This window comes from Leisingera sp. ANG-DT, assembly GCF_000813785.1.
GTDB lineage: Bacteria > Pseudomonadota > Alphaproteobacteria > Rhodobacterales > Rhodobacteraceae > Leisingera.
Genome location: NZ_JWLE01000011.1, coordinates 184,470 through 208,654, shown reverse-complemented (window position 1 = coordinate 208,654; position 24,185 = coordinate 184,470). Strand labels below are relative to the sequence as shown.

The window sequence follows — 24,185 nt, the reverse complement described above, 5'->3', positions numbered from 1 at the left end:
CAGACTCGCTTACAGGCCGCGCAGCGCTTCATCTGCTGCTGTGCGGACCTTTTTGGCGGCCTCCAGGCGTACCGGGCCATAACCGCGGATTTCCATCGGTGCCTGCAGGATTTCCATGCACGCGTCATGCGTCTTCGGGGTGTAGCGCGTAGCAACGGAGCGGAGGGCTTCTTCGTACCATCCCAGCAAGTTACGGTGCAGGCGGGCTTCCTCATGATAGCCAAAGACGTTGAAAGCGGTGCCGCGCAGGCGGCGTGCTTTGACCAGCAGGTTCAGGGCTGGGCGCAGCCAGGGGCCGAATGAGCGCTTCAGCGGTCGGCCGCGGGTATCCTTCCTGCGGCTCAAAAGCGGCGGCGCGAGGTGGTAGTTGACCTTAAAGTCGCCCTCGAATTCGCCTTCGATCTGATGACGGAACTTCTCGCTGGTCAGCAGACGCGCAACTTCGAATTCGTCTTTGTAGGCCATCAATTTGAACAAAGACCGGGCCGCTGCTGTCGTCAGCTGCTCCTGCACCTCAGCAGGCAAAGCGTCGCGGAACCTTGCCAGCGTGTCCTGATACCGCGACGCATATGCGGTATCCTGATATCCGGTCAGGAAGGCAGCGCGCCGGTCAACCAGCTCCTTTAGCGTTTCGTCCTGTTCCGGAGCTTCCTTGTAGTTGCTCTCCACCAGCGCCGGGTCCGCTGCCATGGCACGCCCGATGGCGAAGGCGAGGCGGTTTTTTTCGATCGCTACACCATTCAGCTCGATTGCCTGATCCAGCGCGCCCGCGCTCACTGGCACCAGCCCCTTCTGCCAAGCAAAGCCAAGCATCATGACATTGGCCAAAACTGCGTCTCCGAGCATTGCCTCAGCGGCTTCGTTGGCATTGAAACCAGACAGGTTCTGCGGCCCCACTGCTTCTGCGATGGTTTTTTCGCGGACCCCAGCCATCAGGTCGGCGTCGCGGCGCAGAACCAGATCACCAGTAGGCATTTCCGCCCGGTTCAGCACTACCTTGGTACCGGGGCGGTAGTGGACCGAAGCCTTGGGCGCAGAGCTGACGACAACGTCGCAGCCGATAACGGCATCCGCGCCGCCCTGATCAATCCGCACCTGGTTCAGCGTGTCCGGGGAACTGGAGAGCCGGATGTAGCTCAGCACGGTGCCAAATTTTTGCGCAAACCCGGTGAAGTCCAGAACGCTCGACCCCTTGCCCTCCAAATGTGCGGCCATGGTGATCAGCGCACCGACCGTGACAACGCCGGTGCCGCCCACTCCGGTGACGAGCAGGTCAAACGGCTCTGCCAGGGACGGAAGGTCCGGGGCGGGTAGCTTGGCAGTCAGTACGGCGGCGTCCAGCCCGGCGGTTTTCTTCTTGCGCCGGGTGGCACCTTCGACGGTGACGAAGCTGGGGCAGAAGCCGTTCAGGCAGGAGAAGTCCTTGTTGCAGGTGGAGAGGTTGATCTTGCGTTTGCGCCCGAACGGCGTCTCTTTTGGCTCCACGCTCAGGCAGTTGGATTCAACCGAGCAATCGCCGCAACCCTCACAGACCAAGTCGTTGATGAAGGCAAACCGTTTCGGGTCCTCCATCTTGCCGCGCTTGCGGCGGCGGCGTTTTTCGGTGGCGCAGGTCTGCTCGTAGATCAGTACGGTGACGCCGGGGATGTTGCGCAGCTCACGCTGCACCGTGTCCAGTTCCGCACGGTCATGGAAGGTGGTGCCGCTCGGGAAATCCCCTTGGCTGAACTTGCCGATGTTGTCTGAGATCAGGGCAATTCGCTGCACGCCTTCTGCGCGGCAGGTCTGGGCGATGCCATGGACTGAGACCGGTCCGTCCACCGGCTGGCCGCCGGTCATCGCCACCGCGTCGTTATACAGGATCTTGTAGGTGATGTTGGTGCCGGCCGCGACCGCCTGGCGGATGGCCAGCGAGCCGGAGTGATACCAGGTGCCCTCGCCGAGGTTCTGAAACACATGTTTGTTTCCATTGAACTGAGACGCCACGGTCCACGGCACGCCTTCACCGCCCATCTGGGCATAGCCGGCGGTTTCGCGGTCCATCCAGCTGGCCATTACATGGCAGCCGATGCCCGAGAAAGCCTTGGATCCTTCCGGCAGCTTGGTAGATGTGTTGTGCGGACAGCCGGAACAGAAGTAGGGCGTGCGGGTGGCGCCGGGAACGTTCAGCACTTTCGGCGGTTCAGCAGTTAGCGCAGCGGCTTTGGCCGGCAGGTTCTCTTCCGGAAAAAACTTGTCCAGGCGTGCAGCCACAATGGGCGCCAGCAGCAGCGGACTCAGCTCACCGGTCCACGGGATCAGCGGCTCGCCCTGGCTGTCGTATTTGCCGACCATCTTCTCCGGCTTGCTGCCGGGCCAGTCGTAGAAGTTTTCCTTGAACTGGCTTTCGATGATGCCGCGTTTTTCTTCGACAACCAGCACTTCCTGTTTGCCTTTCACGAACTTCAGCGCATCGGTGCGGTCCAGCGGCCAGACCATGCCGACCTTGTAGATGTCGATACCCAGGCGGCGGCAGGCGGCCTCGTCCAGACCCAGAAGCCGCAGCGCCTCCATCAGGTCCAGATGCCCCTTGCCGGTGGAGACAAAGCCGAAACGGGCGTCCTTGATGTCATAGATCCGTTTGTCGATCGGGTTGGCCTCGGCAAAGGCGCGCACCGCGTCCAGCTTGGCGTGGATGCGGGTTTCGATTTCAGGCGAGGGCAGGTCGGCCCGGCGGATATGCAGACCGCCTGGGTAATCCGGCAGCTCCGGGTAGATGAATTCTCGGTCCGGCTTCAGCTCCACCGAGCGCGCGCTCTCCACGGTTTCCGACACCGCCTTGAAGCCGACCCAGGTGCCTGAGTAGCGGGACAGGGCAAAGCCGTATTCGCCAAAGGTCAGGTATTCGGACACATCTGCCGGGTTCAGCACCGGCATGAACCAGGACATGAAGGCCACGTCTGATTGGTGCGGCATCGAGGAGCTGACGCAGCCGTGGTCATCGCCTGCGACAACCAGTACACCGCCTCTGGCAGATGAGCCGTATGCGTTGCCGTGTTTCAGTGCATCGCCGGACCGGTCCACACCCGGGCCCTTTCCGTACCACATTGAAAACACGCCCTCGACCTCGCAGTGCGGGTCCAGAATGGCCTGCTGAGCACCCAGAACGGCAGTGGCGCCCAAGTCTTCGTTAACGGCAGGCATGAACTTGATACGGTTCTCCTGCATCCGCTCTTTGGCGCGCCAGAATTCCAGATCGACCCCGCCGAGCGGCGAGCCGCGGTAGCCGGAGACAAATCCTGCGGTGTTCAGGCCTGCTTCCTTGTCGCGGCGGGCCTGGTCCAGCATAACCCGGGCCAGCGCCTGGGTGCCGGTCAGGAACACCCGGCCCTTGGTCATCTCGTAACGGTCGTTCAGCTTGTAACTGCGGAAATCGTGGCTCAGCTCGGTCATCGCGGCGGAATCCTTGCGCGGAAGATGTGTTTTCCGGAAAAGTAATCCACGAAGGCTGAAAAGATTTGCCTGATTTACTGGTTTTGCAATTTCTTGTGGTTATGTTATCCAAAATTTTCCTGCCTTGTGGAAGAAATGACCGGAAAATGAAGATCGACGACCGCGACCGCCGGATTTTGACCCTGCTCCAGGAAGATTCTCGCATCTCCAACGCCGACCTGGCAGAGGCCGTGGGCATGTCTCCTTCAGCCCTTTGGCGACGGGTGAGAGCGCTTGAAGAGGCAGGGATCATCGAACGCTACGGTGCCGTAGTGAACGCGCCAGCCATGGGGCTCGGATTCCAGGCTATCGTGCATGTGCATCTGACACGGCATGATCCGGACAAGCTGGTGGAGTTCATCCGCGCGGTGGAAACCAGCCCGTTGGTGCAGGAATGCTACGCCACGACTGGCCAGGCGGACTATCATCTGAGGGTGCTAGCCCCGGATCTGGAGGCCTACAACCGGTTTCTGGAAAGCTTCCTGTTCCGGCTGCCTGCGGTCGCCAGCGCCCAGACCAATGTCGTTCTGCGGACGATCAAGCGGGACAAGCCCATAGTACCCTGAAAAAGTACCCTGAAAAAAGCGCTAGCAGCGCATGGTTATCCACCCGGCGGATATGCCATCTGCCGAGAAGAGGGGCAGGAGTGTTTCTCCAAAGAAGAACACCAGAGCGTTCTTTTGGCATCTTCTTTGCAAAAAGACCCCAGGGCAGGGGACGGCCCTAAACTGGAGTTTCTATCACATTGCAGCGTATTTCACCCATGCCCAGGCCATGGCGATATAGGTGAGCTGGTGCAGCGCCTGGTCCGATCCCATGGCTTGCCAAAACATTGGTTGCTGCGGGTTTAGCTTCTTGCGCTCAGAAAAGCGGGCTTTGCCGAAGTCGATATGGAAATGGACCACCCATTCCAGCGCGGCCAGCACCAGGATGAACATCACTGGTGCGCCGAAAAGAAGGAAAATCAAGGCGGATCCTACCATATGAACACCGGCATGCTGCGCGCGGCCCATGTGCGCATAAGCGCAGCGGCCAGACAGCATCTTGGGAGTCTGCAGGAAAAAGTCGGCAAACAGGTGCTTCACCTGCAAAGCGCAGAGCAGCAGCAGAACGGATCCGACATATTCCGGCAAACCAATAAGTCTCCTGAAAGTATACTTGGCTGGAACCTTACGGATTTTTTGGCGTCTGGCAAATGTTGCGGCTGCAAGGTTCCGTAACGGGACAAGGCCGGTTTCTGCCCATTGCCTGTGCCGGTCAAACCGCGCTACCCATAGAACAGCCTTGCCTGATGCCGCCAATTACGGAGCTTTCCCCATCGAGCGCTCTCTATTCCGCTTCATCTGGAAATACTCAAAACGCGACCAGCTGATACTGCTTGTCGTGACTGCCTGCTTGTTTCCGCTGCTTTACCTTACGCTGGAACTCCCCAAGCGGATCATCAACGACGCGATCGGCGCCGAAAGTTCAACCATCACGGTGCTGGGGCAAAGTTTCGATCAGCTGACCTTCCTTTGGATCCTATGCGGGGCTTTCCTGCTATCGGTGCTGTGCCACGGCCTGCTGAAAATGCGGATCAATACCATGAAGGGGGTGCTGGCAGAGCGGATGCTGCGCCGTTTCCGGTATCAGTTGATCGCCCGGGTGTTGCGCTTCCCGCAGCCCTATTTTGAGCGGGTCAGCCAGGGTGAGTTGGTGTCCATGGTCACATCTGAATCAGAGCCGATGGGCGGGCTGATGGGGGATGCGGTCAGCCAGCCGGTGCTGCAGGCAGGCCAGATGCTGACCATTCTGTTTTTTCTGTTTCTGCAGAATTTCTGGTTCGGAATGGCAGCGATTGCGCTGATTCCGCTGCAGGGGTGGCTGATCCCGATGCTGCAGCGGCAGATCAACCTGCTGAACAAAAAACGCATCAAGCAGGTGCGGGCATTGGCCACGGAAATCGGTGAAAGCGCTGCGGGGGCGTCGACACTCAGGATCAACGGCGGCTGGCGCTACCGGATGGCGATCATCACCGCCCGGCTGGGGCGGCTTTATGAGATCCGCTTCGTGATCTACCAGAAAAAGTTCTTTATGAAGTTTCTTAACAACTTCATCACGCAGCTGACCCCGTTTTTCTTCTATGCGGTCGGCGGCTATCTGGTCTTGCAGGGCAAGGTGTCGCTGGGCGCGCTGGTGGCGGCGCTGGCGGCCTACAAGGATCTGGCGTCGCCTTGGAAGGAACTACTGGCCTATTACAATCAGACCCAGGACATGAGCCTGCGCTGGGAGGTGATTCTGGAGCGCTTTGCACCTCAGGGTATGGTCGATGAAAACCTGCTCAGCGGTGAGCCCGAGGAACTGGGCCGGCTGCAAGGCGATGTGAAACTTGACTCTGTCAGTGTCCGGGACACGGACGGCAATCTGGTTCTGGAAGAGCTGAGCGCCACGTTCCCCGCTGGGCAGGTTGTTGGCATCTCGGCACCTTCCGAGGAAGACCGGCGTGCCCTGGCGGAATTGCTGACCCGTGAAATCCTGCCATCCTCCGGAACCGTGACGGTGGCAGAGGAAAGCCTCGCCGGGCTGCACCAGGCAACCGTCGCAGCACGCATCGGCTACGCCACCTCGCGTCCGGTTCTGTTTCAGGGGTCTTTTGGAGACAACGTGATGATGCCGATGCGGATGCGCCCGCGGGGTGAGGCACGCAATCTTCAAGAGCTGGAAATCGCGAAGCTTGCCGGCAACAGCCCGGACCCATTTGATGCACCATGGCTGGATCCCGAACTGGCTGGGTTCTCCAGTGAGGACGAGCTTCGCGGATGGTGGCTGAAACTCGTCGAAGGCATTGGCTCGGACACCGCGCTGTTCCGCCGCGGCATTGATCAGTATTTCGAAGCGCCGGCGCACCCGGACCTGGCTGAGCAGCTGGTCAAGTTGCGCCCGGCGGTGCGCAAAGCGGTCGTGGAAGCCGGTCTGGACGTGCATGTGCATTTCCTGGACGAGGAAAGCTATAACCCGGCCTTGCCGGTTGCCGAAAACCTTCTGTTCGCAGCTTCGCAGGAAGCTATGACGGGTGAGATGCTGCACCGGCAGGAAGAATTCCTGGACCAGCTTAAACAGCTGGGGCTGGATGAGGGGCTGGTTGCGCTGACCCGCGATGTGGTCGAAATGCTGCGGCAAATTTTCGGCATGGACGGCACCGGCCACCCGCTTTTCCGCAAGCTGGGTCTGGACGTGGACGCTTATGAGGCCGCACTTGCGCTGGCTGATAAGCCCGGTGCAACTGATGCCGCCAAGCTCAGCCGGGAGGAATTGGCGCAACTGTTGATCGTGCCTTTCACAATCTCGGCAGAACAGATCGGCCCGGCCTTCGAGGACGGAATGAAGGAGCGCATCCTTGGCTTCCGCCGCAGCCACGGCGACAGCCTGCTCAAGGCGCTGGGCGCCGGGTTCGTGCCTTTCAGCGAAGAAACCTTTGCCCCCAGTCTGACAGTTCTTGAAAATGCGCTGTTCGGCAAAATTTCCGACGCGGCCGGGGCCAAGGCAGACGAGGTGCGCAAGCTTGTTTCGGATCTGATGGTCCGCGAGGACCTGCGCGACCAGGTGGTGGAACTGATCTTTGACATGCCGATCGCCGTGGGCGGACAGGGGCTGGCGGCCAGTTTCGCCGAGCCGCTTGCTTTCTGCCGGGCAACGATCAAACGGCCGGATATCCTGATCCTCGACTCCGCGATGGCCAGCTATGATCTGGAAACCCGCGTTGCGGTTCATAAGAACCTGCGCAAGCTATTGCCGGACACGACTCTGATTTACCTGGCACCCAGTTTCCAAAGCCCAGATGTATTCGACGTCTTCTACGAATTGCGCCAAGGCCGGCTGGTCAGCGATGAAGCACAAGCCGCCGCAACAGCGGACGGGGCAGCGAGCCAGGATCTGGCGCGCAAGCTGCGGGCGCTGGAGCAGACAGAGCTGTTTTCCGGCCTGAACCGCCGTCAGCTGCGCCTGCTTGCCTTCGGCGCACGCTGGTATGAGGCCAAGGCTGGCGAGGTGGTCTTTCTAAAAGACGACGAGGCGACCGATGGCGCCTACATGATCCTGGAGGGCGAAGCCGGGCTGCATTTGCCGCAGGAGGGTGAAGAAGATCGTCTGATTGCTACCGTGGGCCCGGGAAGACTGGTCGGCGAATTGGGACTGATCCGTCATGAGCCGCGGGCATTGAGCATGACTGCAACGACTGACTTGCGCTGCTTGCGGATCGGTGAGGAAGAATTCCTGGCGGTGGTCGAAAACGATGCCTCCACGGCGTTCAAGCTGTTGCAGGTGGTGGCGGGTTACGTCTCCAACTGATCCTCAAAACAAGGAAGGCAAAAATGAAGCTGCTGCGATACCGGTCGCGCGAAGGGACAAGGCCAGGACTTCTGGACAGCAGTGGTGCCATCCGGGATCTGTCAGCCCATATTCCGGACATCACCGGCCCTGTGCTGGATGACGCAACACTGGCCAGGCTGGCAGCGCTGGACAGCGCAACCCTGCCGGTCGTCGAAGGAACACCGGACTTGGAGTCTTGCGTTGGGCAAGTGGGAAAATTTCTTGGTATCGGCCTTAATTATACTGACCACGCAGAGGAAATGGGGATGGCGCTTCCCGAACATCCGATCCTCTTCCTCAAGGCCGCCTCTTCGATAGCCGGGGCGAATGACGATGTGATCTTGCCACGCGGTTCAGTTGCTGCGGATTGGGAAGTGGAACTGGGCGTGGTGATCGGCACCGCAGCTAAGTACGTTTCCGAGGAACAGGCGCTGGACCATGTTGCTGGATATTGTGTGATCAACGATGTGTCAGAGCGGGATTTCCAGACCAAGCTGACGGGGCAATGGACCAAAGGAAAAAGCTGCGACACCTTCGGCCCCATAGGCCCTTGGCTTGTGACACGGGATGAAGTGCCAGACCCGCAGAACCTGTGGCTGACCTGTGATGTGAACGGCGAAAGGCGCCAGACTGGCAGCACCAGTCGAATGGTGTTCACTGTGGCACAGATCATTTCGCATCTGAGCCAGCTGATGACGCTGCATCCGGGTGATGTGATCGCAACCGGAACCCCGCCCGGCGTCGGCATGGGGGCCAAGCCCGAACCGGACTATCTGAAACCCGGTGATGTGATGCGCCTGGAGATCGAAGGGCTAGGAGTGCAAATTCAAAGGGTCAGAGCTGACGAGGAGTAGACCGCGTTGAGGCACCTCCCGGCCAACCAAATCCGGAGTTGTTCGCTTGGCCTCAATAGGGATCGGTAGTTTACGCTTAGGTATCGCTGCAGAACTGTTTGTATAGCAATGCAATCATCTCTTCCGTGTTGCCGTTGTTCAATGAGTAGTAAACCGCTTTGCCTTCGCGCCGTGGCTTGACCAGCCCGTCTTCCCGCAGCCGGGCCAGCATCTGGCTCACTGCCGCCTGGCGCATATTCAATAACGCTTCCAGTTCGCTGACCGATTTTTCCCCTGCACTCAAGTAGCACAGGATCATTAGCCTTCCTTCATGTGCAAGAGTCTTGAGGAAGGCCGTTGCGGCGGCAGCACTCTCCTGCATGTTTGCTTCCGGCGGGCTGCCGGTATTGTTTGACGGGGACACTGCTTCATTTCCTGCAATTATTTTCCCGCAGCTTGCCCCCTTCATGTGGTCAAGTCATCCAGCAGTTGCGTTTCATGCCATGATCGGCGGAGAGCCACCGGTGACATCCGTGCAATCGGCATGGCAAAGCCATCCGAGGCGATCTCCGCAAATGAGGAAAGGCGGCAGAAGCAAGCCTTGCAATTTGCGGTGCCAAGGCTTTTGCAGCGCTTTGCCGCCGTATCCTGGAGGGTCAGCCAGAGGTGCTCCCACGGCTGAACACAACAACATTGCGCTTTGCGCTTCCTGTCTTCGTGTCGGCAATCGCTTCGTTGATCTGGTCCAACGACCAGCGGCCGGAAATCAGTTCATCCAGCTTCAGCCGCCCCTGCTGATACAAATCCACAATCCAGGGAATGTCCCGCTGGATCACTGTGTCGCCCATCTTGGAGCCGATCAGCCCCTGACCCAAGGCGGCGAGCACGACGGGTTCGTAAACGGCCTTCGCTCCCGAGTGCGGCATTCCGATCAGCACCGCCTTGCCGCCTCGAGCCAGGTAGCGGAGCGCCTGGTCGTAGGCCGGTATTGCGCCGACGGTGACCAGCACTGCATCCGCGCCGCGCCCGCCCAGAGCTTTCCAGGCGGCCTTCCAGGGTTTGTCTTCGGTTGCAAGAACCCCATGTGTCGCGCCGAATTCCTTTGCGGCCTCAAGTTTTTCCGGGTTCATGTCTACAGCGACGATGCGGCGGGCGCCGGCGATCCGGGCACCCTGTATGGCATTGAGGCCGACGCCGCCTGCGCCGATGACAACCACGTCCTGGCCTGCGCGCAGCCCGGCGGCATTGACTGCCGCCCCAACACCGGTGATCACCCCGCAGGAAATCAGCGCTGCCGCGTCCTTGCTCATGTCTGCGGGGATCTTCACAATCTGACGCTGGTCCACCACAACTTTCTCGGCAAACGCGCCGCAAGCCATCGCTTGATCCAGCGGTTCACCGCTGGACGTTCTTAGTGGTCCTTTGACAGTGTCATAGGGGGTTTCGCAAATCACCGGCCTGCCGCCCGCGCAGGAAGGGCAGGTGCCGCAGCTGCGGATCAGTGTGACCACCACGGAATCGCCAGCGCTGAAACCCTGCACGCCTGCACCGACCCCGGAGATCACCCCGGCGGCCTCGTGGCCGTAAACCGCAGGCAGATGCCCGCCCCAGGCGCCTTCGGCAAAGGAAATGTCACTGTGGCAGATTGCAACCGCGTCCAGCGTGACCTCGACTTCACCCGTGCCGGGCGGCGCCAGCTGCACGTCCTCGATGACCAGCGGGGCGCCGAATTCATGGCAGACAGCGGCTTTGATGGTTTGCATGATTATCCTCCCCGTTTGCAGTCAGGGTGACGCGCCGGGGTGGTTGCATCAAGCGGGAATGCGCAGGGCGGGACGCGTTGTAACGTCACGGAAGTCGCCCTGCGCGCTGCCGGGCACAATCCTGTCAGGGATTGCGCAGGTTGCCGGTTTTCTTGCTGAACTGAAGGGCCTCCCAGGGGGCATGGCCCATCTGCCTGGCGGGGTCAAACAAGGCATCCGAATCCAGGTCCGGATAGTCCCGCGCCACAAGATCCCGCAGCGGGGTTTGCGAGGCCTGAGCCTCCTGGCACAAGGTTTTGACCGCCGCCTGGGCATCGGGCCGCGGCATATGCGCAGCCAGGGCAAAACTCAGTGCTTCGGCGTGGATCAGGCCCAGCCCGGACGACAGCGCAGCCGCCATGGCCTCAGTGCGCGGCGCAATGGTCGCGCACAGCTCCTTTCCGGTTCTTGCGGCAGCTGCCGCGCCCAGAACGATCTGCGGCAGGCACATCCATTCGGTGAACCAAGCCGCCCCATCACGCTGATGCTGCTGCATTGAGGCGCCCTGCAGGACAGAGAACAAGCCGCTGCCCTGCCGGGCCAGCGCCGCCAGCATCGAGGGGAACACCGGGTTCTGCTTCTGCGGCATGGTGGAAGAGGCGCCGGCTCCGCCGAGCGATATCTCCTGAACCTCGCTTTGCGCCAGCGCAGTGCAGTCTTCGCCGATTTTGCCAAAGGCCAGTGTCACGCGGAGCATCCAGTCCGCGATGCGCAGCACCGGTGTGCGGTCGGTGTGCCAGCTGCGCCCCGGATCCTGCAAGGCCAGCCCCCTTGCCATGGCGGCGCGTACCTCTGCCGCCTTCATTCCCAGCGCGCTGGACGTGCCCGCCGCGCCGGACAGGGACACCATCAGGCAGGATTGCCGCAATCCGGGCAGCTCTTCCAGCAGGTTCAGCAGCGGGGTGCCCCAAGCCGCCGCCACCGCGCCGAAGCTGGTAGGGGTTGCATGCTGCCCGTAGGTGCGGGCGGCCATCGGCAGCTCCGCATGCATCTTGGCGAGTTTGCCAAGCGATAGCACCGCGGCCTTCACGTCCGCCTCGACCAGCGCCAGAACTTGACGCAGCCGCAGCATCAGGGCGCTATCCATGATGTCTTGCGAGGTCGCGCCCCAATGCACGTACTGAGCATGCTCGGGCGCCTTCATTTCTTCGCGAAACGCGGCCACCAGCCCCGGCACCGGCACGCCGTTCTGCCCCGCGGGCCGTTTAAGCACGCCCGGGTCAACGGCGATCTCGACCACAGCGCGTCCGATCGCGGCGGCACTTTCCTGCGGGATCACACCTGCCTCGCCTTGCGCCTTGGCCAGCGCACCCTCCACCAGCAGCATGGCGCGTACTTCGGCACTGTCTGAAAACAGGCGGCTGGCTTCGCCGCTGCTGAATAGGCCGCTATAGATTTGGCTGTCAAAGACAGAACCTGCCATCAGAAGTCCTTTGCAATCTGCCCCATCAGCTCTGCCAGACCTTCTGGGTCGGCGAAGAAGGGCGAATGGGATGTGTTCAAATCATGTGCCCGCCCGGGCGGCAGGCGGGCCGCCATCTGAGCCTGGTATTCCGGCGGAATGACCCGGTCTTTGGTGCAGCGGATGTAGGTTTTGGGCACGCCCTCGAACCGTTCGCTCAGGCGGAGCGGCGTGTCCTGCGGCAGGATTGGCTGTGCACAGAGGTTTTCCATGGCAAAGCGCACCGCTTCGGCCGGACAGTCGTGATAGAACAGGTCCGGCGTGGTCTCCGGCACCAGGCTGTATGCGGTGCCTGCCTCGTTCTTGCGGGTCGCGCCTTCCAGGGTCTGCCGGGGCCCTGCCTTGCGCATGCCGATAAGGGACATGCCGCTGACCGGCAGATAGGCGCAAAGGTAGATCAGCCCGCGCAATCGCTCTGGATGCGCCTCTGCGGCCGCAGAAATGGGAAAACCGCCCCAGGAATGCCCGACGATCAGGGTGTCAGGAGTGGAGGTTGCGGCAATTGCCTCTGCCGTTTCGGCCAATGTGACCCCTGCGGGATCGCGCCCGTCGGCATGGCCGGGCAGGCTCGTGGTGCGGGCCGTGTGGCCGCGGGCCTCCAGCGCCGGGATCACATCGCGCCAGCACCAGGGGCCGTGGCAGGAACCATGAACAAGAAGAAACTCAGCCAATGTGTCCGGTCTCCCTCAGGAAGGCCGTCAGGCGCTCAGCGTATTCATCCGGCTGCTCGACACAGGGAATGTGGCCCGCGCGCCGGATCAGGTGGAATTGGCTGCCTGGGATCAGGTTCACCGTCTCGCGCACCAGGTCGGGCGGGGTGGAGCCGTCCTCTGATCCTGCGATGCCCAGGCAGGGCAGCCTCAGCCCGCTGGTGGGCGTATAGAAGTCGGTGCCCGCAATTGCCGCGCAGCAGCCTGCGTAGCCGTCGCGCGATTGCTGCACCAGCATATTGCGCCACAATTGCAGCTCAGGCGTGGCACGGAAACCGCGGGCAAACCAGCGCTCCATCACTGCATCGGCCAGCGCCTCGATGCCGTCTCTTTGAACGGCCTGGACGCGCTCTTTCCACATCTCGGCGGTGCCGATCTTGGCGGCGGTGTTTGACAGCACTAGCGCACGGATCTGGTCCAGCCGCTTCACCGCCAGTCCCTGCGCGATCATGCCGCCGATCGACAGGCCCACGAACATGCAGTCGCGCACCTCCAGGTGGTCCATCAGCCGCTCCGCATCTCGCACCAGCGCACCCATCGAGTACGGTGCAGATGGGCAGGAGGACAGTCCGTGCCCGCGCTTGTCATACCGGATGATGCGCAGGCCTGACGGAAGCCGCTTTACCACAGCATCCCAGACCCTCAGGTCCGTGCCGAGCGAGTTGGCAAACACGATGGGGGCGCCGCCTGCGTCACCGTCAACGCGGTAGTGAAGCTGGACATCGCCCAGGTCTGCAATCTGCATGGGGTACCTCGTTTCTGCTCCGCCGCAGTCTACCTGTGCCGGGGCAGGGAGGTAAAGCAATCGGCAGGGCTCAGCCGTGCAGCTCCATATGGGCCATGATTTGGCCATGGTCCGAGGCCAGCTTGTTGTACGGCGCCTCCGGGTGGCTGCCATCGGTCAGATGGTCGTTGAAGACGCTGTAATAGTGCATCTTGCCGACCGCCCCGCGCCAGTCCGGGTCGAAATGGCGGGACATGTAGATCTGGTCAATGCTTTCATGCACGCCGCCAAAGGCCGTGGTGTAGACCACGTCGCGCAACGATTTTTTCAGGAACATTTTTTCAGCTGACCGCAAGCGCACCCGGTCGATGGCCTCGCGGATCTGCGCGTCCTCGGCCTCGCTGTAGCGGTCGCCCGGGTGCTGTGCATCGTGGCGCAGCATCCAGGTGTAGTTCCTGAATGGCACCTCACCGGAGATGATCTCGCTGCTGACCGCATGTTCGCCGTCATTGAAATCCCCCAGCACCATCACCGGGCGGCCCTGTTCCAGCTCGTCCAGTACCGCTCGGCGCAGTACCCAGGCTTCTCCCATCCGCCGTAAGGCCGCACGCAGGGACCCCATCGCCCGGCCGGCAGCATCATAGGCCGTCAGCACGGTTTCGGGCGGGTAGGGGGCGCCTTGAGGTTTGATGTATTCACCCAGTTTTGATTTCAGATGGCAGTTGAAGACGCTGATAACCTGATCGCCAACGGGCACCCGCACCTTGAGGATCGGGCGCGACAAACGGCGCAGGGTATAGAAACCCGCGTCTTCTTCTTCGCCCAGGCAGGCCATCGGAATATCCAGCGGCTGCGCGAGATCCTGGATCACTTCGGGCTCGCCCTCGAAACCAAAACGCGACAGCACCGCCAGACCGGGGCGCCGTCTGCCCGGTTCGTCCGTGTCATTGAGGTTGGGGGCAAAAGCCAGCTCTGCCTCGGCATAGGAGCCATAGGCCAGCTTCCGGAAAATCGCCTTGCGGTGATAGCGTTTGGTTGTGTCCGGAATACTGGCCGCATTCGCCTCTGCCCCGCGGCGGTCCGTTTCCGCAATCACCTGCCGCAGCGGCGCTTCCTCAAAAACTTCCTGAAACCCGACAATATCCGCGTTCAGCGTCAGCAGTTGGTCGGCCATCCAATCGGCCTTCCAAGCGTATTCTTCCGGCGTATAGGTTTGAAAGCGGTAGTATTCCCGCTCCGGGCCGATCAGGTTTTTGACGTTGAACGAGGCGATGGTGAAACGTGTCATGACGTGTCCCCTTGGCTGCCACGCGGACAATCACGCGGTCAGGGCTCAAGCATAGCGCGAGAGCGCCTCCCGGAACAGCTCTGCATCCACATTGCCGCCTGTGGCGACGGCAATCACTGCCTCACCATCGATCTGATCCGCATGGAACAGGGCCGCCGCCAAGGAAGCCGCGCCTCCGGGCTCCAGCACGATCTTCAGACGCAAGAAAGCAAACGCCATGGCCTGCAGCGCTTCGTCCTCGGTGATCACAATGCCCGGCCCACACAGGCGGCTGAGGATGGGGAAGGTGATCTCGCCTGGTTGCGGTGTCAGGATCGCATCGCAGATGGAGCCGGACAAACCGGGGTTCTGCCGGATCTCGCCTGCCGCCAGCGACCGGGTCACATCGTCAAACCCCTCCGGCTCCACCGGCCGCACCCGCAGGCCCGGCGCACGAGCTTCCAGCGCCAGGGCGATCCCCGAAGACAACCCGCCGCCGCCGCAGTTGACCAGCACATCCGCCTTGGCGATGCCCGCAGTTGCGGCCTGCTCCGCAATCTCCAGCCCGCAGGTGCCCTGGCCGGCAATCACCAGCGGTTCGTCATAGGGTTTGATCAGCGTCAGCCCGCGTTCCTCGGCGTATTTGGCGCCTGCCGCCTCACGGCTTTCCCCGCCTGCGCGGTCGTAAAGCACTACTTCCGCGCCCAGATCGCGGGTGTTCCGGATCTTCAGCTGCGGCGCGTCAGCCGGCATCACGATCACCGCAGGCGTGCCGTGCGCCTTGGCTGCCGCGGCCACCCCCTGCGCGTGGTTGCCGCTGGAATAGGCGATCACCCCGCGTTTGCGTTCTTCTTCACCCAGTGCCGAGACCGCCGACCAGCCGCCGCGGAACTTGAAGGAGCCGGTGTGCTGCAGGCATTCCGCCTTCACCAGCAGGCGCCGTCCGGCAATCTCGTCCAGAAACGGCGAGGACAGCAGCGGGGTCGTGCGGGCATGGCCCTTCAGCCGCTCCGCCGCGGCTTTGATCATTGCAATTGAAGTCATTTGATCCGGTCCAGAACTGAATGGATGAGGGCGAGCGCCTCCGGCTCGTCCAGAAAGGGCACATGGCCGCGGTTGGCTATCTCAAGGGCCTGCAAGGCGGGCAAGCGGCGTTGCATCTCAGCGAAAGTTCCGGCGCTCAGAATGTCGGAATTTGCGCCGCGGATCACGCCGCAGGGCAGGCCGTCCAGCGCCAGGAACAGCGGCCACAGATCCGGTGGCGGACCTGCTTCGGCTTGCGCCAGCAATGCATCGCGCAGGCGCGGGTCATAGCGCAAAGAAAGCCCTTCGGGCGTTTCATCGTAGAAGGTTTCAACCTCCTCCCGCCAGCGGGCAGGGGGGACGTCCGGAAAGGCGGGCGCCATCAGCGCGCCGAGCGTCTCCGCGGCCTGGTCCCAGCTCTTTGCCGCCGGACGGCGGCCCACATATTCCATGATCCGTGAAATGCCGCCGGGCGGGATTTCCGGGCCGACGTCATTCAGGATTACTGCTGACAACCTGTCTTTCGCCATGGCCGCCAGCGTCATTGCCACCAGCCCGCCGCGCGAAGTGCCAAGGATGGAAACTTGGCCGAGGCCCAGGTGGCCAAGCAGCTCAAGAACATCCTGCGCCTCCCGCAGAACGTTGTAGTTCATGAAGTCCGGATCGTGATCCGACTGTCCGCGTCCGCGCGCGTCCAGGGTGATCATCCGGAAATTCGCGGCATGCGGCGCAAAATAGCGGAAGTCCCGGCTGTCGCGGGTCAGGCCCGCCAAACAGAGCAGAGGCAGGCCTTTTCCGGTATCTGTGTAGTGCAGGCGCAGCCCGTCCGAAGTGTCAAAGAATGGCATCTGCGGTTCAGCCCTTGGCAAGGTCCGGGATTGTGGTCAGGTCCGGCAGGATATGCGCGGGTTTCCACGGCAGCCTGTCCACGGGTTCTCCCGCCCTGTTTACCCAGGCAGTCACGAAACCATAGCCCGTGGCCCCGGCCGCGTCCCAACCATTTGAAGAGACAAACAGCACCTCGTCCCTGGCGCAGCCAAACCGCTCTTCGACCAGGTCGTAAACCCGGGCGTCCGGCTTGAAGATGCCGACGCTTTCCACCGACAGCACATCATCCAGAACGCTCCCCAGCCCCGCCGACTGCACCGCGCCATCCAGCATCGCGGGAGAACCGTTAGACAGGATCGCGGTGTTCAATCCTGCATCCTTCAGTGCTTGCAGCATTGCAGGCACTTCCGGATAAGCCTGCAATTCCCAGTACAGGTCCAACAGCCGCTGCCGCAGCGCCACGTCGCCGCTCAACCCGGCTGCCTCCATTGCCCAGTCCAGCCCGTCCTGTGTGACGTCCCAGAAATCGGCATGTGCATCGGTGATGGCACGCAGCCAGGTGTATTGCAGCTGTTTCAGCCGCCAATGGCTGGCAAGCTCCGCCCAACTGTCCTGGAGGTGCGGAAATTCCGCCTCGCTGGCGGCTTGCCGCGCAGCGGCAGCGACATCGAATAGCGTGCCGTAGGCGTCGAATATACAGGTGGTAATCGGCATGGTCCTCTCCCCTGCGGCGAGCCTTGCATGAAGCAGCAGAGCAGGCAAAGCGGGAAATTGTACCCATACGGGTTTACATCACGTCCGCGGGCGCTAGGCTGCGCCCCTTTATCAACCCGCAACCGATTGGAGGTCTCATGACCGGGGTAAAGAACGGCGACACCGTGCGCATTCACTACACAGGCAAGCTGACGGATGGCACCGTTTTCGACAGTTCCGAGGGGCGCGATCCGTTGGAATTCACGGTCGGCACCGGCCAGGTGATCGCAGGCATGGATGCAGGTCTCGAAGGCATGACCGCGGGTGAAAAGAAAACCCTCGAAATTCCCTGCACTGAGGCCTACGGCCCGATCAACCCTGCCGCCCGCCAGGAGATCCCGCGTGAAGGCATCCCGGCGGACATTCCGCTGGACCTTGGCACTCAATTGCAGATGCAAAGCCCCGATGGCCAAGTGCTGCCGGTGACGGTGGTGGAAGTCAGCGACGACACCGTGACGCTCGACGCCAATCACTTCCTGGCTGGCAAGGATCTGGTGTTCGATATTGAGCTGGTTTCGGTGAACTGAACCAGAGGGCTGGAAAGCTGGACAGGTTTGCTAAAAAACAAAGGCGCCCGAAAGGGCGCCTTTTCTTTTTGCTCAAATAGATCGAAACATCAAAGGTGATCCGGCTGCGGCATACCTAGGATGTGGAAGCCGCCATCGACCCGGATGATCTCACCAGTGGTGCAGGCGCCTGCATCGGACGCCAAGTAGACAGCGGTGCCGCCAACAGCCTCCAGCGTCGCGTTGTCACGCAGCGGCGCGTTCTGGGCGGTGTGCTTGAAGGTCTTGCGCGCACCGCCGATGGCGGCACCAGCGAGTGTCTTCATCGGTCCGGGAGAGATCGCATTCACGCGGATGCCTTCCGGGCCCAGATCGTTGGCCAGATAGCGGGTCGCCGATTCCAGCGCCGCCTTGGCCACGCCCATCACGTTGTAGTTCGGAACCACCTGGTTCGAGCCTTGATACGTCAGCGTCAGCAGGGTGCCGCCGTTGTCCTTCATCAGCGGGTAGGCGCGGCGCGCCACCTCGATGAAGGAATAGGCGGAAATATCCAGCGAGTTTTTGAAGTTCGCCCGGCTGGTGTCCAGAAAACGGCCAGTCAGCTCGTTCTTGTCCGAATAGGCAATTGCGTGGACAACGAAGTCAATCGCGGGCCAGCGGCCTGCCAGCTGCTCAAACGCCGCGTCCAGCGAGGCATCATCGGTCACATCCACATCGACCATGAAATCCGATCCGACGCTCTGCGCCAGCGGCTCCAGCCGTTTACCAAAGGCTTCGCCCTGGTAGGTGAATGCCAGCTCAGCCCCGGCCTCCGCCATGGCCTTGGCAATGCCCCAGGCGATGGAGCGGTCATTGGCCACGCCCATAATCAGGCCGCGTTTGCCCGTCAGCAGTCCCGCCATCGTTACTTATCCCTTGTACTTGCTCAGAACCATCGAGCCGTTGGTGCCGCCAAAGCCGAAGCTGTTGGTCATCACCGAGTCGAGGCCGGCGTTTTCCACCAGGCTGGTGGCAATCTCACCCGGCAGGATGCCTTCGGCGAGGGTGTCGACATTGATCGACGGGGTGATGAAGTCGTTGTCCAGCATCAGCAGGCAGAAGATCGCCTCCAGCGCGCCGGCAGCACCCTGTGCGTGGCCGGTCATTGACTTGGTCGAAGAAATCGGCGGAACGCTGCCCTCGCCGAAGACACGGCGGGCGGCTTCGACTTCGCCGACATCGCCAACCGGGGTCGAGGTGCCGTGGGCGTTGATGTAATCCACCTTGCGGCCTTCGGGCAGGGTGGACAGCGCCAGGCGCATCGCCCGCTCGCCGCCCTCACCGGACGGTGCAACCATGTCGTGGCCGTCGGAAGTTGCAGCAAATCCGGTTACTTCGGCATAGATCTTGGCGCCGCGGGCCAGCGCGTGCTCCAGATCCTCCAGCACCACGATGCCGCCACCGCCGGAGATCACAAAACCGTCGCGGTCTTGATCAAAGGCGCGGGAGGCTTTCTCCGGATCGTCGTTTTTCTTGGAGGACATCGCGCCCATGGCGTCGAACAGGCAGGAGAGGGTCCAGTCCAGCTCCTCGCCGCCGCCGGCGAACATCACATCTTGCTTGCCCATCATGATCTGTTCAGCAGCATTGCCGATGCAGTGCAAGGAGGTCGAGCAGGCCGAGGTGATCGAGTAGTTGATGCCCTTGATCTTGAACGCGGTCGCCAAGTTGGCGGAAATGGTTGAGGACATGCATTTCGGCACCGCAAACGGACCGATCCGCTTGGTTGCGCCGGACTTCAGCACGGTTTGATGCGCGGTCAGCATGGCAGAGGTCGACGGGCCGCCGGAGCCTGCCACCAGGCCAGTGCGCTCATTCACCACCTGATCCTCTGACAGGCCCGCATCGGCAATCGCCTGGCTCATGGCGATGTGGGCATAGGCCGCACCCGGGCCCATGAACCGCAGGGTGCGCTTGTCCACATGCTCGGCCACGTCGATCTTCAGCGTGCCGGCCACCTGGCTGCGGAAGCCGTGCTCAGCCATTTCCGGGCTGGCAACGATGCCGGATTTCCCGGCTTTCAGCGAGGCGGTGACCTCCTCGGCATTGTTCCCGATGGAGGAGACAATCCCCAAACCGGTGACGACGACACGGCGCATGTGCGTACTCCTGTTTCTGTGACTTATGTCCCGCCGGAAAGCGTATCAGCTTTCGGACAGGGCCACTTTCATATCTTTGACCTGATAAATCACTTCGCCGTCCGCTTCGACGATACCGTCGGCGACGCCCATGGTCAGGCGGCGGGTCTGCACGGCCTTGGTGAAGTTGACACGGTAGGTCAGCATCTTGCGGTCGGGGCGTACCATGCCGGTAAGCTTCACTTCACCCACACCCAGCGCATAGCCGCGGCCCAGCCAGCCGCGCCAGCCCAAGTTGAAACCGGTCAGCTGCCAAAGGCCGTCCAGGCCCAGGCAGCCCGGCATGATCGGGTTGCCGGGGAAATGGCAGTCAAAGAACCACAGGTCCGGGGTGATGTCGAATTCAGCAATCACATGGCCCTTGCCATGCTCGCCGCCATCACCGGAAATTTCGGTAATGCGGTCCATCATCAGCATCGGCGGCGCCGGCAGCTGGGCGTTGCCGGGCCCGAACAGCTCACCGCGCGCGCATTTCAGCAAATCGTCCTTGTCAAAGCTGCTGGGGTAATCGGCCATCCGGGCGCATCTCCTGCCTGAGGTTCGTGTATGTATATCTGGATCCCTGTAACACCCGGTGAAAGGGTCCTGCAAGGGTACCCAGCGTCACTTCCTGCACTGATTGTGCCGCGGATGCCCCGGAAAAGGCCTGCCAGCTGCGAATGAATTTCATTTGAAAAACCCGGGGTGTTGCTCCTATATATACGGTCAGCAACGCGACGCAGGACCTGCTCATGACGCCAAACACCGAAGAAGTGGCCACACGCTGGCTGACAGATGCCGGGCTGAGACCCACCCGGCAGCGGGTCGCGCTCGCCGAATTGCTGGTGGGCGACGGCAAGCACCGCCATATCACAGCGGAAAGCCTGTTCGAGTCGGCCAAGAAAAACGGTGCTGCAGTGTCTTTGGCCACTGTCTACAACACGCTGCGTGCCTTCTGCGATGCCGGCGTGCTGCAGGAAATCCCGCTGGACGGCTCCAAAAGCTATTTCGACACCAATACCCACGACCATCCCCATTTCTTCTGGGAGGATGAGGGACGCGTCAGCGATGCGCCGGCGCAGGAACTTGTGATTCACAAGCTGCCGGAAGCGCCGGAAGGGATGGAGATTGCCTCAGTCGATGTGGTGATCCGTCTGCGCAAGGTCTGACCCGGCGGCGCCCAGTTCCCTTTGCAGGATGCGATAGGCCTGATGGGCTGCAGAGGCCTCTGGCAGCTCTGCATGTGCGGCCAGAATCACCGGCTCTTCAGCTCCCGCATCGGTGACCCGTACAGCGCACAAGGGTTTGCCATCATAACTCATGCTGCCAGGCGGCAGACTGTAGCTGATGCCGGCGCCTTCGCCATTGGCCGCGAGGCTGCGCAACAGCTCCAGCGAATCCGCCCGGTGCGCAATCCGCGGTACCAGTCCATGAACCTTGAACAACCCCAGCATATGCTGCACCGACAGGCCCTCCTGCGACAGAACCAGCGGGTGCTCTGCCAGCTCTGCAAGAGAAATACCGGCGCGTGCCGCCAGCGGATGGTCTGGTGGCACCAGCGCATGCGGTGACAGCCGCTGCAATTCCGCCCGGCTGAAACCCGCGTCCAGCCCAAGGTCATAGGTGATCGCCAGATCAGCCTCACCGTCGGACAGGGCAGTAATCAGCGGCTCAAATCCGCAGGCCCGGTGACTGATTTCCACCTCTGGCATGGCAAGACGCAGCGCCTTCAGGGCGGGGGCCAGCAGGAAAGGGGCAAGATCGGAGAAGCAAACCAGCAGCAGACGCTGCTGCCCGGCGCCCGCGCCCTTGGGGTCCTCCAGCAGGGCAGCCTGCTCCAGCAGCACGTGCGCCTTTTCAGCAAACAGCCTGCCCTGCGGCGTCATCGTCAGTGCCGCCCCACGGCGGCGCAGGAACAGGGGATGGCCCAAGTGCTCCTCGATCCGGCTCAGCGCTGCGGAAAGCGCAGGCTGGCTGACATGCACCGCCTCCGCCGCGGCGGACAGACTGCCATGGCGGGCCACGGCGCAGATGTATTCGTAGTGGCGCAGAGTTAAATATAACATGAGGCGAAGGGTATCTTAGAAAGATATGATTTGAAACTATGCCTGTGCCGCGGCAGGAATGGCGCATCAGAATTGCATCATTCAGCAGCGGAGGCAGCAATGGTCCACCCCCTCATCACCCCGGAGCATGTCGAACAATTTCAGCGCGACGGCGTGGTCCTGATCCGCGGGCTGTTCGCAGACCAGGTTGACCTGCTGCGTGCTGGCGTGGCTGCAAATATGGAAAACCCCGGGCCCTATGCCTCGAACAACGAGAAGGCGGGACAGACCGGGCGGTTCTTTGACGACTACTGCAACTGGACCCGTATTCCTGAGTTCCAGCAAGCTATTGAACAATCGCCCGTGGCTGAAGTCGCAGCCGACCTGATGAAATCCACCTCGGTGCAGATGTTCCATGACCATGTGCTGGTCAAGGAGCCGGGCACCTCCATGCCGACCCCCTGGCACCAGGACGGCCCCTATTACTTTGTCGAGGGAGAGCAGACCATCAGCTTCTGGTCACCGCTGGACGAGGTGAAGGACGCGACCCTTCGCTGTGTGGCCGGTTCGCACAAATGGGAGAAGGAAGTGCTGCCGACCCGCTGGGTGTCTGAAGAGGACTTCTTTCCGGATGAGGGCCAGTACATGCCGGTCCCGGACCCGGATGCCGAAGGTATGACCGTGCTGGAATACCCGATGCAGCCCGGCGATGCGGTGGCCTTTAACTACAAGATCCTGCACGGTGCCCGCGGCAATACCTCCACTTCGCGCCGCCGCGCCTTCTCGCTGCGGCTGGTGGGCGACGATGCCCGCTATGTGGAGCGCCCGGGCCGCACTTCGCCGCCGTTTCCGGGCCACGATATGCAGCCCGGCCAGCGTCTGCGCGAGGATTGGTTCCCGATCCTGCTGCAACGCTAAAGGGGAGGGGGCGTTGCCCCATCGGCCTGACGACCTTCACCCCCAGGGTATTTGAGACCAGAAAGAAGCAGTAGCGTGCAGCCTTGGCTGCGTGCTCATTTCTTCAGGTCGCGGCGGATACCCATGTTCTCAGCGTTCGAGAAGGAGCAGGTCTTGCAAATGCCGAACTGCTTGAGAAAGCCGCGCTTGCGGGCGCGGGCGGCCTCGTCCGAGCGGTAGGCGGCCAGGAAGCCGTCCTGTTCGACGTTGGGCAGTTGAATCACCTGGTCGTAGTCAATGCAGCACAGGCCCAGATCACCATTCCAGAACACAACCGACTGGAACAGCGGCACCGTGCACATGGCATGGCTGGTGTGGCGCGGATGGCGGCGCAGTTCTTTCTGGCGCGGCAGGAAATGCGCAAACTCGCGTTTCTGGTCGGCAGAGGTGTAAGACCCGATCGAGAAGGTCTTGAACCGCACCCGGTCAAAACCGGCCTCTTTCGCCCAGGCCTCCATTTCCTCCATCTGCGGTTCGGAATAACTGGTCAGCAAGGTCTGCAGCACAGTCACAGGCGACTTGGAGCCGATCTGTTTCTTGATATTCAGGAATTCCTCAATGCTGGCTTTGACGTCATCAAAGTCGGAATTGACCCGGTAGGTCTCCTGCGCCTCCTTGGAAAACCCGTCCATGCACAGGTTCACCCGGGCGAGGCCTGAGCGGATCAGCCGCTCGCTCATTTCGGGTGTCAGGCGGGTGGCGTTGGTCGACAGATAGGTGTCGTGGCCGTTTTCATGGGCATAGGAGATGAAATCCGGCAAGTCCTTGTGCAGGGTCGGCTCGCCCGAAAAACTGAAATAAATAGCAGGCTTCTCGCGCTGATCCTTGAAGTCATCAATGATCTTGCGGAACACATGCGGCCTCATCATGCCGCGCTTGCGCTTCATCGCAAAGGTCACCGGGCAGACGGGACAGCGCAGGTTGCAGCTGTTTGTTGCGTCGATGATGATGATCTTGGGCGGGCGCCGGAAATAGGCCAGCGGCAGGAACCGGGCCAGAAAATGCAAGGCCCGCTCATGCAGACCGGGCGGGTTTTCCGGCAGGTCCGGCTGCGCAGAGACCGGAGTGAGGTCCGGTGCGGGGGTGAGATCTTGCATAGGGCTGTCTCCGGTTTTGTGCGTGCACGGTTAACCTTAAAGACCATGGGCTGGGTGGCAAGCGTTTGACCGGTCACAAGCCGTGAGTATTGCGTGAGAGTTCATGCAGAGGCTGCACTTGGCAGCTTCGCCGCCCTATTCAAAAGACGGCTCAGACACGCCGGTGTGCACGCCAGGATCCTCAAGGTCAGCCTGGCACGCTCA

General features: G+C 61.6%; 22 protein-coding genes. 6 read left to right on the top strand and 16 right to left on the bottom strand.

Features of this window, described 5'->3' with window-relative positions:
• Positions 1 to 9: 9 nt before the first annotated feature.
• Entirely contained in the window at positions 10 to 3,432 is a 3,423-nt protein-coding gene (locus tag RA21_RS12890) for an indolepyruvate ferredoxin oxidoreductase family protein (protein ID WP_039149463.1), read from the bottom strand.
• Positions 3,433 to 3,578: 146 nt separating this feature from the next.
• Between RA21_RS12890 and RA21_RS12885 the strand changes: the two genes are divergently transcribed.
• Positions 3,579 to 4,037, top strand: a complete 459-nt coding sequence (locus tag RA21_RS12885; protein WP_019297206.1) for an Lrp/AsnC family transcriptional regulator — start codon at positions 3,579 to 3,581, stop codon at positions 4,035 to 4,037.
• Between the two features lie 174 nt (positions 4,038 to 4,211).
• Here the strand turns inward: RA21_RS12885 and RA21_RS12880 are convergent, their stop codons facing one another.
• Positions 4,212 to 4,604, bottom strand: a complete 393-nt coding sequence (locus RA21_RS12880) for a DUF3307 domain-containing protein (protein ID WP_039149460.1) — start codon at positions 4,602 to 4,604, stop codon at positions 4,212 to 4,214.
• Positions 4,605 to 4,755: 151 nt separating this feature from the next.
• Here RA21_RS12880 and RA21_RS12875 point away from each other — a divergent pair, with 151 nt between their 5' ends.
• The gene (locus RA21_RS12875) at positions 4,756 to 7,797 is read left to right on the top strand and encodes an ABC transporter transmembrane domain-containing protein (protein WP_446720196.1); all 3,042 of its coding nucleotides are present in this window, start codon (positions 4,756 to 4,758) and stop codon (positions 7,795 to 7,797) included.
• Between the two features lie 23 nt (positions 7,798 to 7,820).
• Positions 7,821 to 8,672, top strand: coding sequence for a fumarylacetoacetate hydrolase family protein (locus RA21_RS12870; RefSeq protein WP_019297203.1), 852 nt, complete (start codon positions 7,821 to 7,823; stop codon positions 8,670 to 8,672).
• A gap of 76 nt (positions 8,673 to 8,748) precedes the next feature.
• On the opposite strand, the gene RA21_RS12865 is transcribed toward RA21_RS12870, so the two are convergent.
• The 9 genes from RA21_RS12865 to RA21_RS12825 form a co-directional block, all read right to left on the bottom strand.
• Entirely contained in the window at positions 8,749 to 9,120 is a 372-nt protein-coding gene (locus tag RA21_RS12865; protein WP_019297202.1) for a metalloregulator ArsR/SmtB family transcription factor, read from the bottom strand.
• Between the two features lie 187 nt (positions 9,121 to 9,307).
• Positions 9,308 to 10,414 (bottom strand): Zn-dependent alcohol dehydrogenase, encoded by a 1,107-nt coding sequence (locus tag RA21_RS12860; protein ID WP_039149458.1) that lies wholly within the window; start codon positions 10,412 to 10,414, stop codon positions 9,308 to 9,310.
• Positions 10,415 to 10,538: 124 nt separating this feature from the next.
• Positions 10,539 to 11,876 carry a class-II fumarase/aspartase family protein gene (locus RA21_RS12855; RefSeq protein ID WP_039149456.1) on the bottom strand — a complete coding sequence of 446 codons (1,338 nt, stop codon included), beginning with the start codon at positions 11,874 to 11,876 and terminating at the stop codon, positions 10,539 to 10,541.
• Complete coding sequence (locus RA21_RS12850) at positions 11,876 to 12,586, bottom strand: alpha/beta fold hydrolase (protein ID WP_039149453.1); 711 nt, start codon at positions 12,584 to 12,586, stop codon at positions 11,876 to 11,878. Before RA21_RS12850 ends, RA21_RS12855 begins: the two co-directional genes overlap by 1 nt.
• Entirely contained in the window at positions 12,579 to 13,370 is a 792-nt protein-coding gene (pcaD, locus tag RA21_RS12845) for a 3-oxoadipate enol-lactonase (protein ID WP_019297197.1), read from the bottom strand. Before pcaD ends, RA21_RS12850 begins: the two co-directional genes overlap by 8 nt.
• A 70-nt stretch (positions 13,371 to 13,440) precedes the next feature.
• Positions 13,441 to 14,637, bottom strand: a complete 1,197-nt coding sequence (locus tag RA21_RS12840) for an endonuclease/exonuclease/phosphatase family protein (protein WP_039149450.1) — start codon at positions 14,635 to 14,637, stop codon at positions 13,441 to 13,443.
• Between the two features lie 45 nt (positions 14,638 to 14,682).
• Positions 14,683 to 15,660 (bottom strand): threonine ammonia-lyase, encoded by a 978-nt coding sequence (locus RA21_RS12835; protein WP_039149447.1) that lies wholly within the window; start codon positions 15,658 to 15,660, stop codon positions 14,683 to 14,685.
• A complete protein-coding gene (locus RA21_RS12830) occupies positions 15,657 to 16,487 on the bottom strand; it encodes an alpha/beta fold hydrolase (RefSeq protein ID WP_039149445.1) in 831 nt (276 codons plus the stop codon). Before RA21_RS12830 ends, RA21_RS12835 begins: the two co-directional genes overlap by 4 nt.
• A gap of 7 nt (positions 16,488 to 16,494) precedes the next feature.
• Positions 16,495 to 17,181 (bottom strand): haloacid dehalogenase type II, encoded by a 687-nt coding sequence (locus tag RA21_RS12825; protein ID WP_039149442.1) that lies wholly within the window; start codon positions 17,179 to 17,181, stop codon positions 16,495 to 16,497.
• A gap of 137 nt (positions 17,182 to 17,318) precedes the next feature.
• Here RA21_RS12825 and RA21_RS12820 point away from each other — a divergent pair, with 137 nt between their 5' ends.
• Positions 17,319 to 17,747 (top strand): FKBP-type peptidyl-prolyl cis-trans isomerase, encoded by a 429-nt coding sequence (locus RA21_RS12820; protein WP_019297192.1) that lies wholly within the window; start codon positions 17,319 to 17,321, stop codon positions 17,745 to 17,747.
• Positions 17,748 to 17,836: 89 nt separating this feature from the next.
• Here RA21_RS12820 and RA21_RS12815 read toward each other — a convergent pair whose 3' ends face one another.
• The 3 genes from RA21_RS12815 to fabA are packed head-to-tail and all read right to left on the bottom strand — an operon-like array spanning position 17,837 to position 20,419.
• On the bottom strand, positions 17,837 to 18,628 hold the full coding sequence (locus tag RA21_RS12815) for an enoyl-ACP reductase FabI (RefSeq protein ID WP_019297191.1): 792 nt from the start codon (positions 18,626 to 18,628) through the stop codon (positions 17,837 to 17,839).
• Between the two features lie 6 nt (positions 18,629 to 18,634).
• On the bottom strand, positions 18,635 to 19,864 hold the full coding sequence (gene fabB / locus RA21_RS12810; protein WP_019297190.1) for a beta-ketoacyl-ACP synthase I: 1,230 nt from the start codon (positions 19,862 to 19,864) through the stop codon (positions 18,635 to 18,637).
• A gap of 45 nt (positions 19,865 to 19,909) precedes the next feature.
• A complete protein-coding gene (gene fabA, locus RA21_RS12805) occupies positions 19,910 to 20,419 on the bottom strand; it encodes a bifunctional 3-hydroxydecanoyl-ACP dehydratase/trans-2-decenoyl-ACP isomerase (RefSeq protein ID WP_019297189.1) in 510 nt (169 codons plus the stop codon).
• A gap of 215 nt (positions 20,420 to 20,634) precedes the next feature.
• On the opposite strand from fabA, the gene irrA reads away from it, so the two are divergent.
• Positions 20,635 to 21,051, top strand: coding sequence for an iron response transcriptional regulator IrrA (irrA, locus tag RA21_RS12800; RefSeq protein WP_019297188.1), 417 nt, complete (start codon positions 20,635 to 20,637; stop codon positions 21,049 to 21,051).
• On the opposite strand, the gene RA21_RS12795 is transcribed toward irrA, so the two are convergent.
• Positions 21,016 to 21,948 (bottom strand): LysR family transcriptional regulator, encoded by a 933-nt coding sequence (locus RA21_RS12795; RefSeq protein WP_039149439.1) that lies wholly within the window; start codon positions 21,946 to 21,948, stop codon positions 21,016 to 21,018. The two genes, irrA and RA21_RS12795, sit on opposite strands and share 36 nt — an antisense overlap.
• A gap of 99 nt (positions 21,949 to 22,047) precedes the next feature.
• Between RA21_RS12795 and RA21_RS12790 the strand changes: the two genes are divergently transcribed.
• Positions 22,048 to 22,845 carry a phytanoyl-CoA dioxygenase family protein gene (locus RA21_RS12790; RefSeq protein ID WP_039149437.1) on the top strand — a complete coding sequence of 266 codons (798 nt, stop codon included), beginning with the start codon at positions 22,048 to 22,050 and terminating at the stop codon, positions 22,843 to 22,845.
• 95 nt (positions 22,846 to 22,940) lie between these two features.
• Here the strand turns inward: RA21_RS12790 and RA21_RS12785 are convergent, their stop codons facing one another.
• Positions 22,941 to 23,981, bottom strand: a complete 1,041-nt coding sequence (locus RA21_RS12785; protein ID WP_039149435.1) for a radical SAM/SPASM domain-containing protein — start codon at positions 23,979 to 23,981, stop codon at positions 22,941 to 22,943.
• Between the last annotated feature and the right edge of the window lie 204 nt (positions 23,982 to 24,185).

Bases quoted from the DNA above. Each gene is read 5' to 3' on its own strand.
- RA21_RS12890 (WP_039149463.1), bottom strand. From the start codon at position 3,432: ATGACCGAGCTGAGCCACGATTTCCGCAGTTACAAGCTGAACGACCGT.
- RA21_RS12885 (WP_019297206.1), top strand. From the start codon at position 3,579: ATGAAGATCGACGACCGCGACCGCCGGATTTTGACCCTGCTCCAGGAA.
- RA21_RS12870 (WP_019297203.1), top strand. From the start codon at position 7,821: ATGAAGCTGCTGCGATACCGGTCGCGCGAAGGGACAAGGCCAGGACTT.
- RA21_RS12865 (WP_019297202.1), bottom strand. From the start codon at position 9,120: ATGAAGGGGGCAAGCTGCGGGAAAATAATTGCAGGAAATGAAGCAGTG.
- RA21_RS12860 (WP_039149458.1), bottom strand. From the start codon at position 10,414: ATGCAAACCATCAAAGCCGCTGTCTGCCATGAATTCGGCGCCCCGCTG.
- RA21_RS12855 (WP_039149456.1), bottom strand. From the start codon at position 11,876: ATGGCAGGTTCTGTCTTTGACAGCCAAATCTATAGCGGCCTATTCAGC.
- pcaD (WP_019297197.1), bottom strand. From the start codon at position 13,370: ATGCAGATTGCAGACCTGGGCGATGTCCAGCTTCACTACCGCGTTGAC.
- RA21_RS12840 (WP_039149450.1), bottom strand. From the start codon at position 14,637: ATGACACGTTTCACCATCGCCTCGTTCAACGTCAAAAACCTGATCGGC.
- RA21_RS12835 (WP_039149447.1), bottom strand. From the start codon at position 15,660: ATGACTTCAATTGCAATGATCAAAGCCGCGGCGGAGCGGCTGAAGGGC.
- RA21_RS12830 (WP_039149445.1), bottom strand. From the start codon at position 16,487: ATGCCATTCTTTGACACTTCGGACGGGCTGCGCCTGCACTACACAGAT.
- RA21_RS12825 (WP_039149442.1), bottom strand. From the start codon at position 17,181: ATGCCGATTACCACCTGTATATTCGACGCCTACGGCACGCTATTCGAT.
- RA21_RS12820 (WP_019297192.1), top strand. From the start codon at position 17,319: ATGACCGGGGTAAAGAACGGCGACACCGTGCGCATTCACTACACAGGC.
- RA21_RS12815 (WP_019297191.1), bottom strand. From the start codon at position 18,628: ATGGCGGGACTGCTGACGGGCAAACGCGGCCTGATTATGGGCGTGGCC.
- fabB (WP_019297190.1), bottom strand. From the start codon at position 19,864: ATGCGCCGTGTCGTCGTCACCGGTTTGGGGATTGTCTCCTCCATCGGG.
- fabA (WP_019297189.1), bottom strand. From the start codon at position 20,419: ATGGCCGATTACCCCAGCAGCTTTGACAAGGACGATTTGCTGAAATGC.
- irrA (WP_019297188.1), top strand. From the start codon at position 20,635: ATGACGCCAAACACCGAAGAAGTGGCCACACGCTGGCTGACAGATGCC.
- RA21_RS12795 (WP_039149439.1), bottom strand. From the start codon at position 21,948: ATGTTATATTTAACTCTGCGCCACTACGAATACATCTGCGCCGTGGCC.
- RA21_RS12790 (WP_039149437.1), top strand. From the start codon at position 22,048: ATGGTCCACCCCCTCATCACCCCGGAGCATGTCGAACAATTTCAGCGC.
- RA21_RS12785 (WP_039149435.1), bottom strand. From the start codon at position 23,981: ATGCAAGATCTCACCCCCGCACCGGACCTCACTCCGGTCTCTGCGCAG.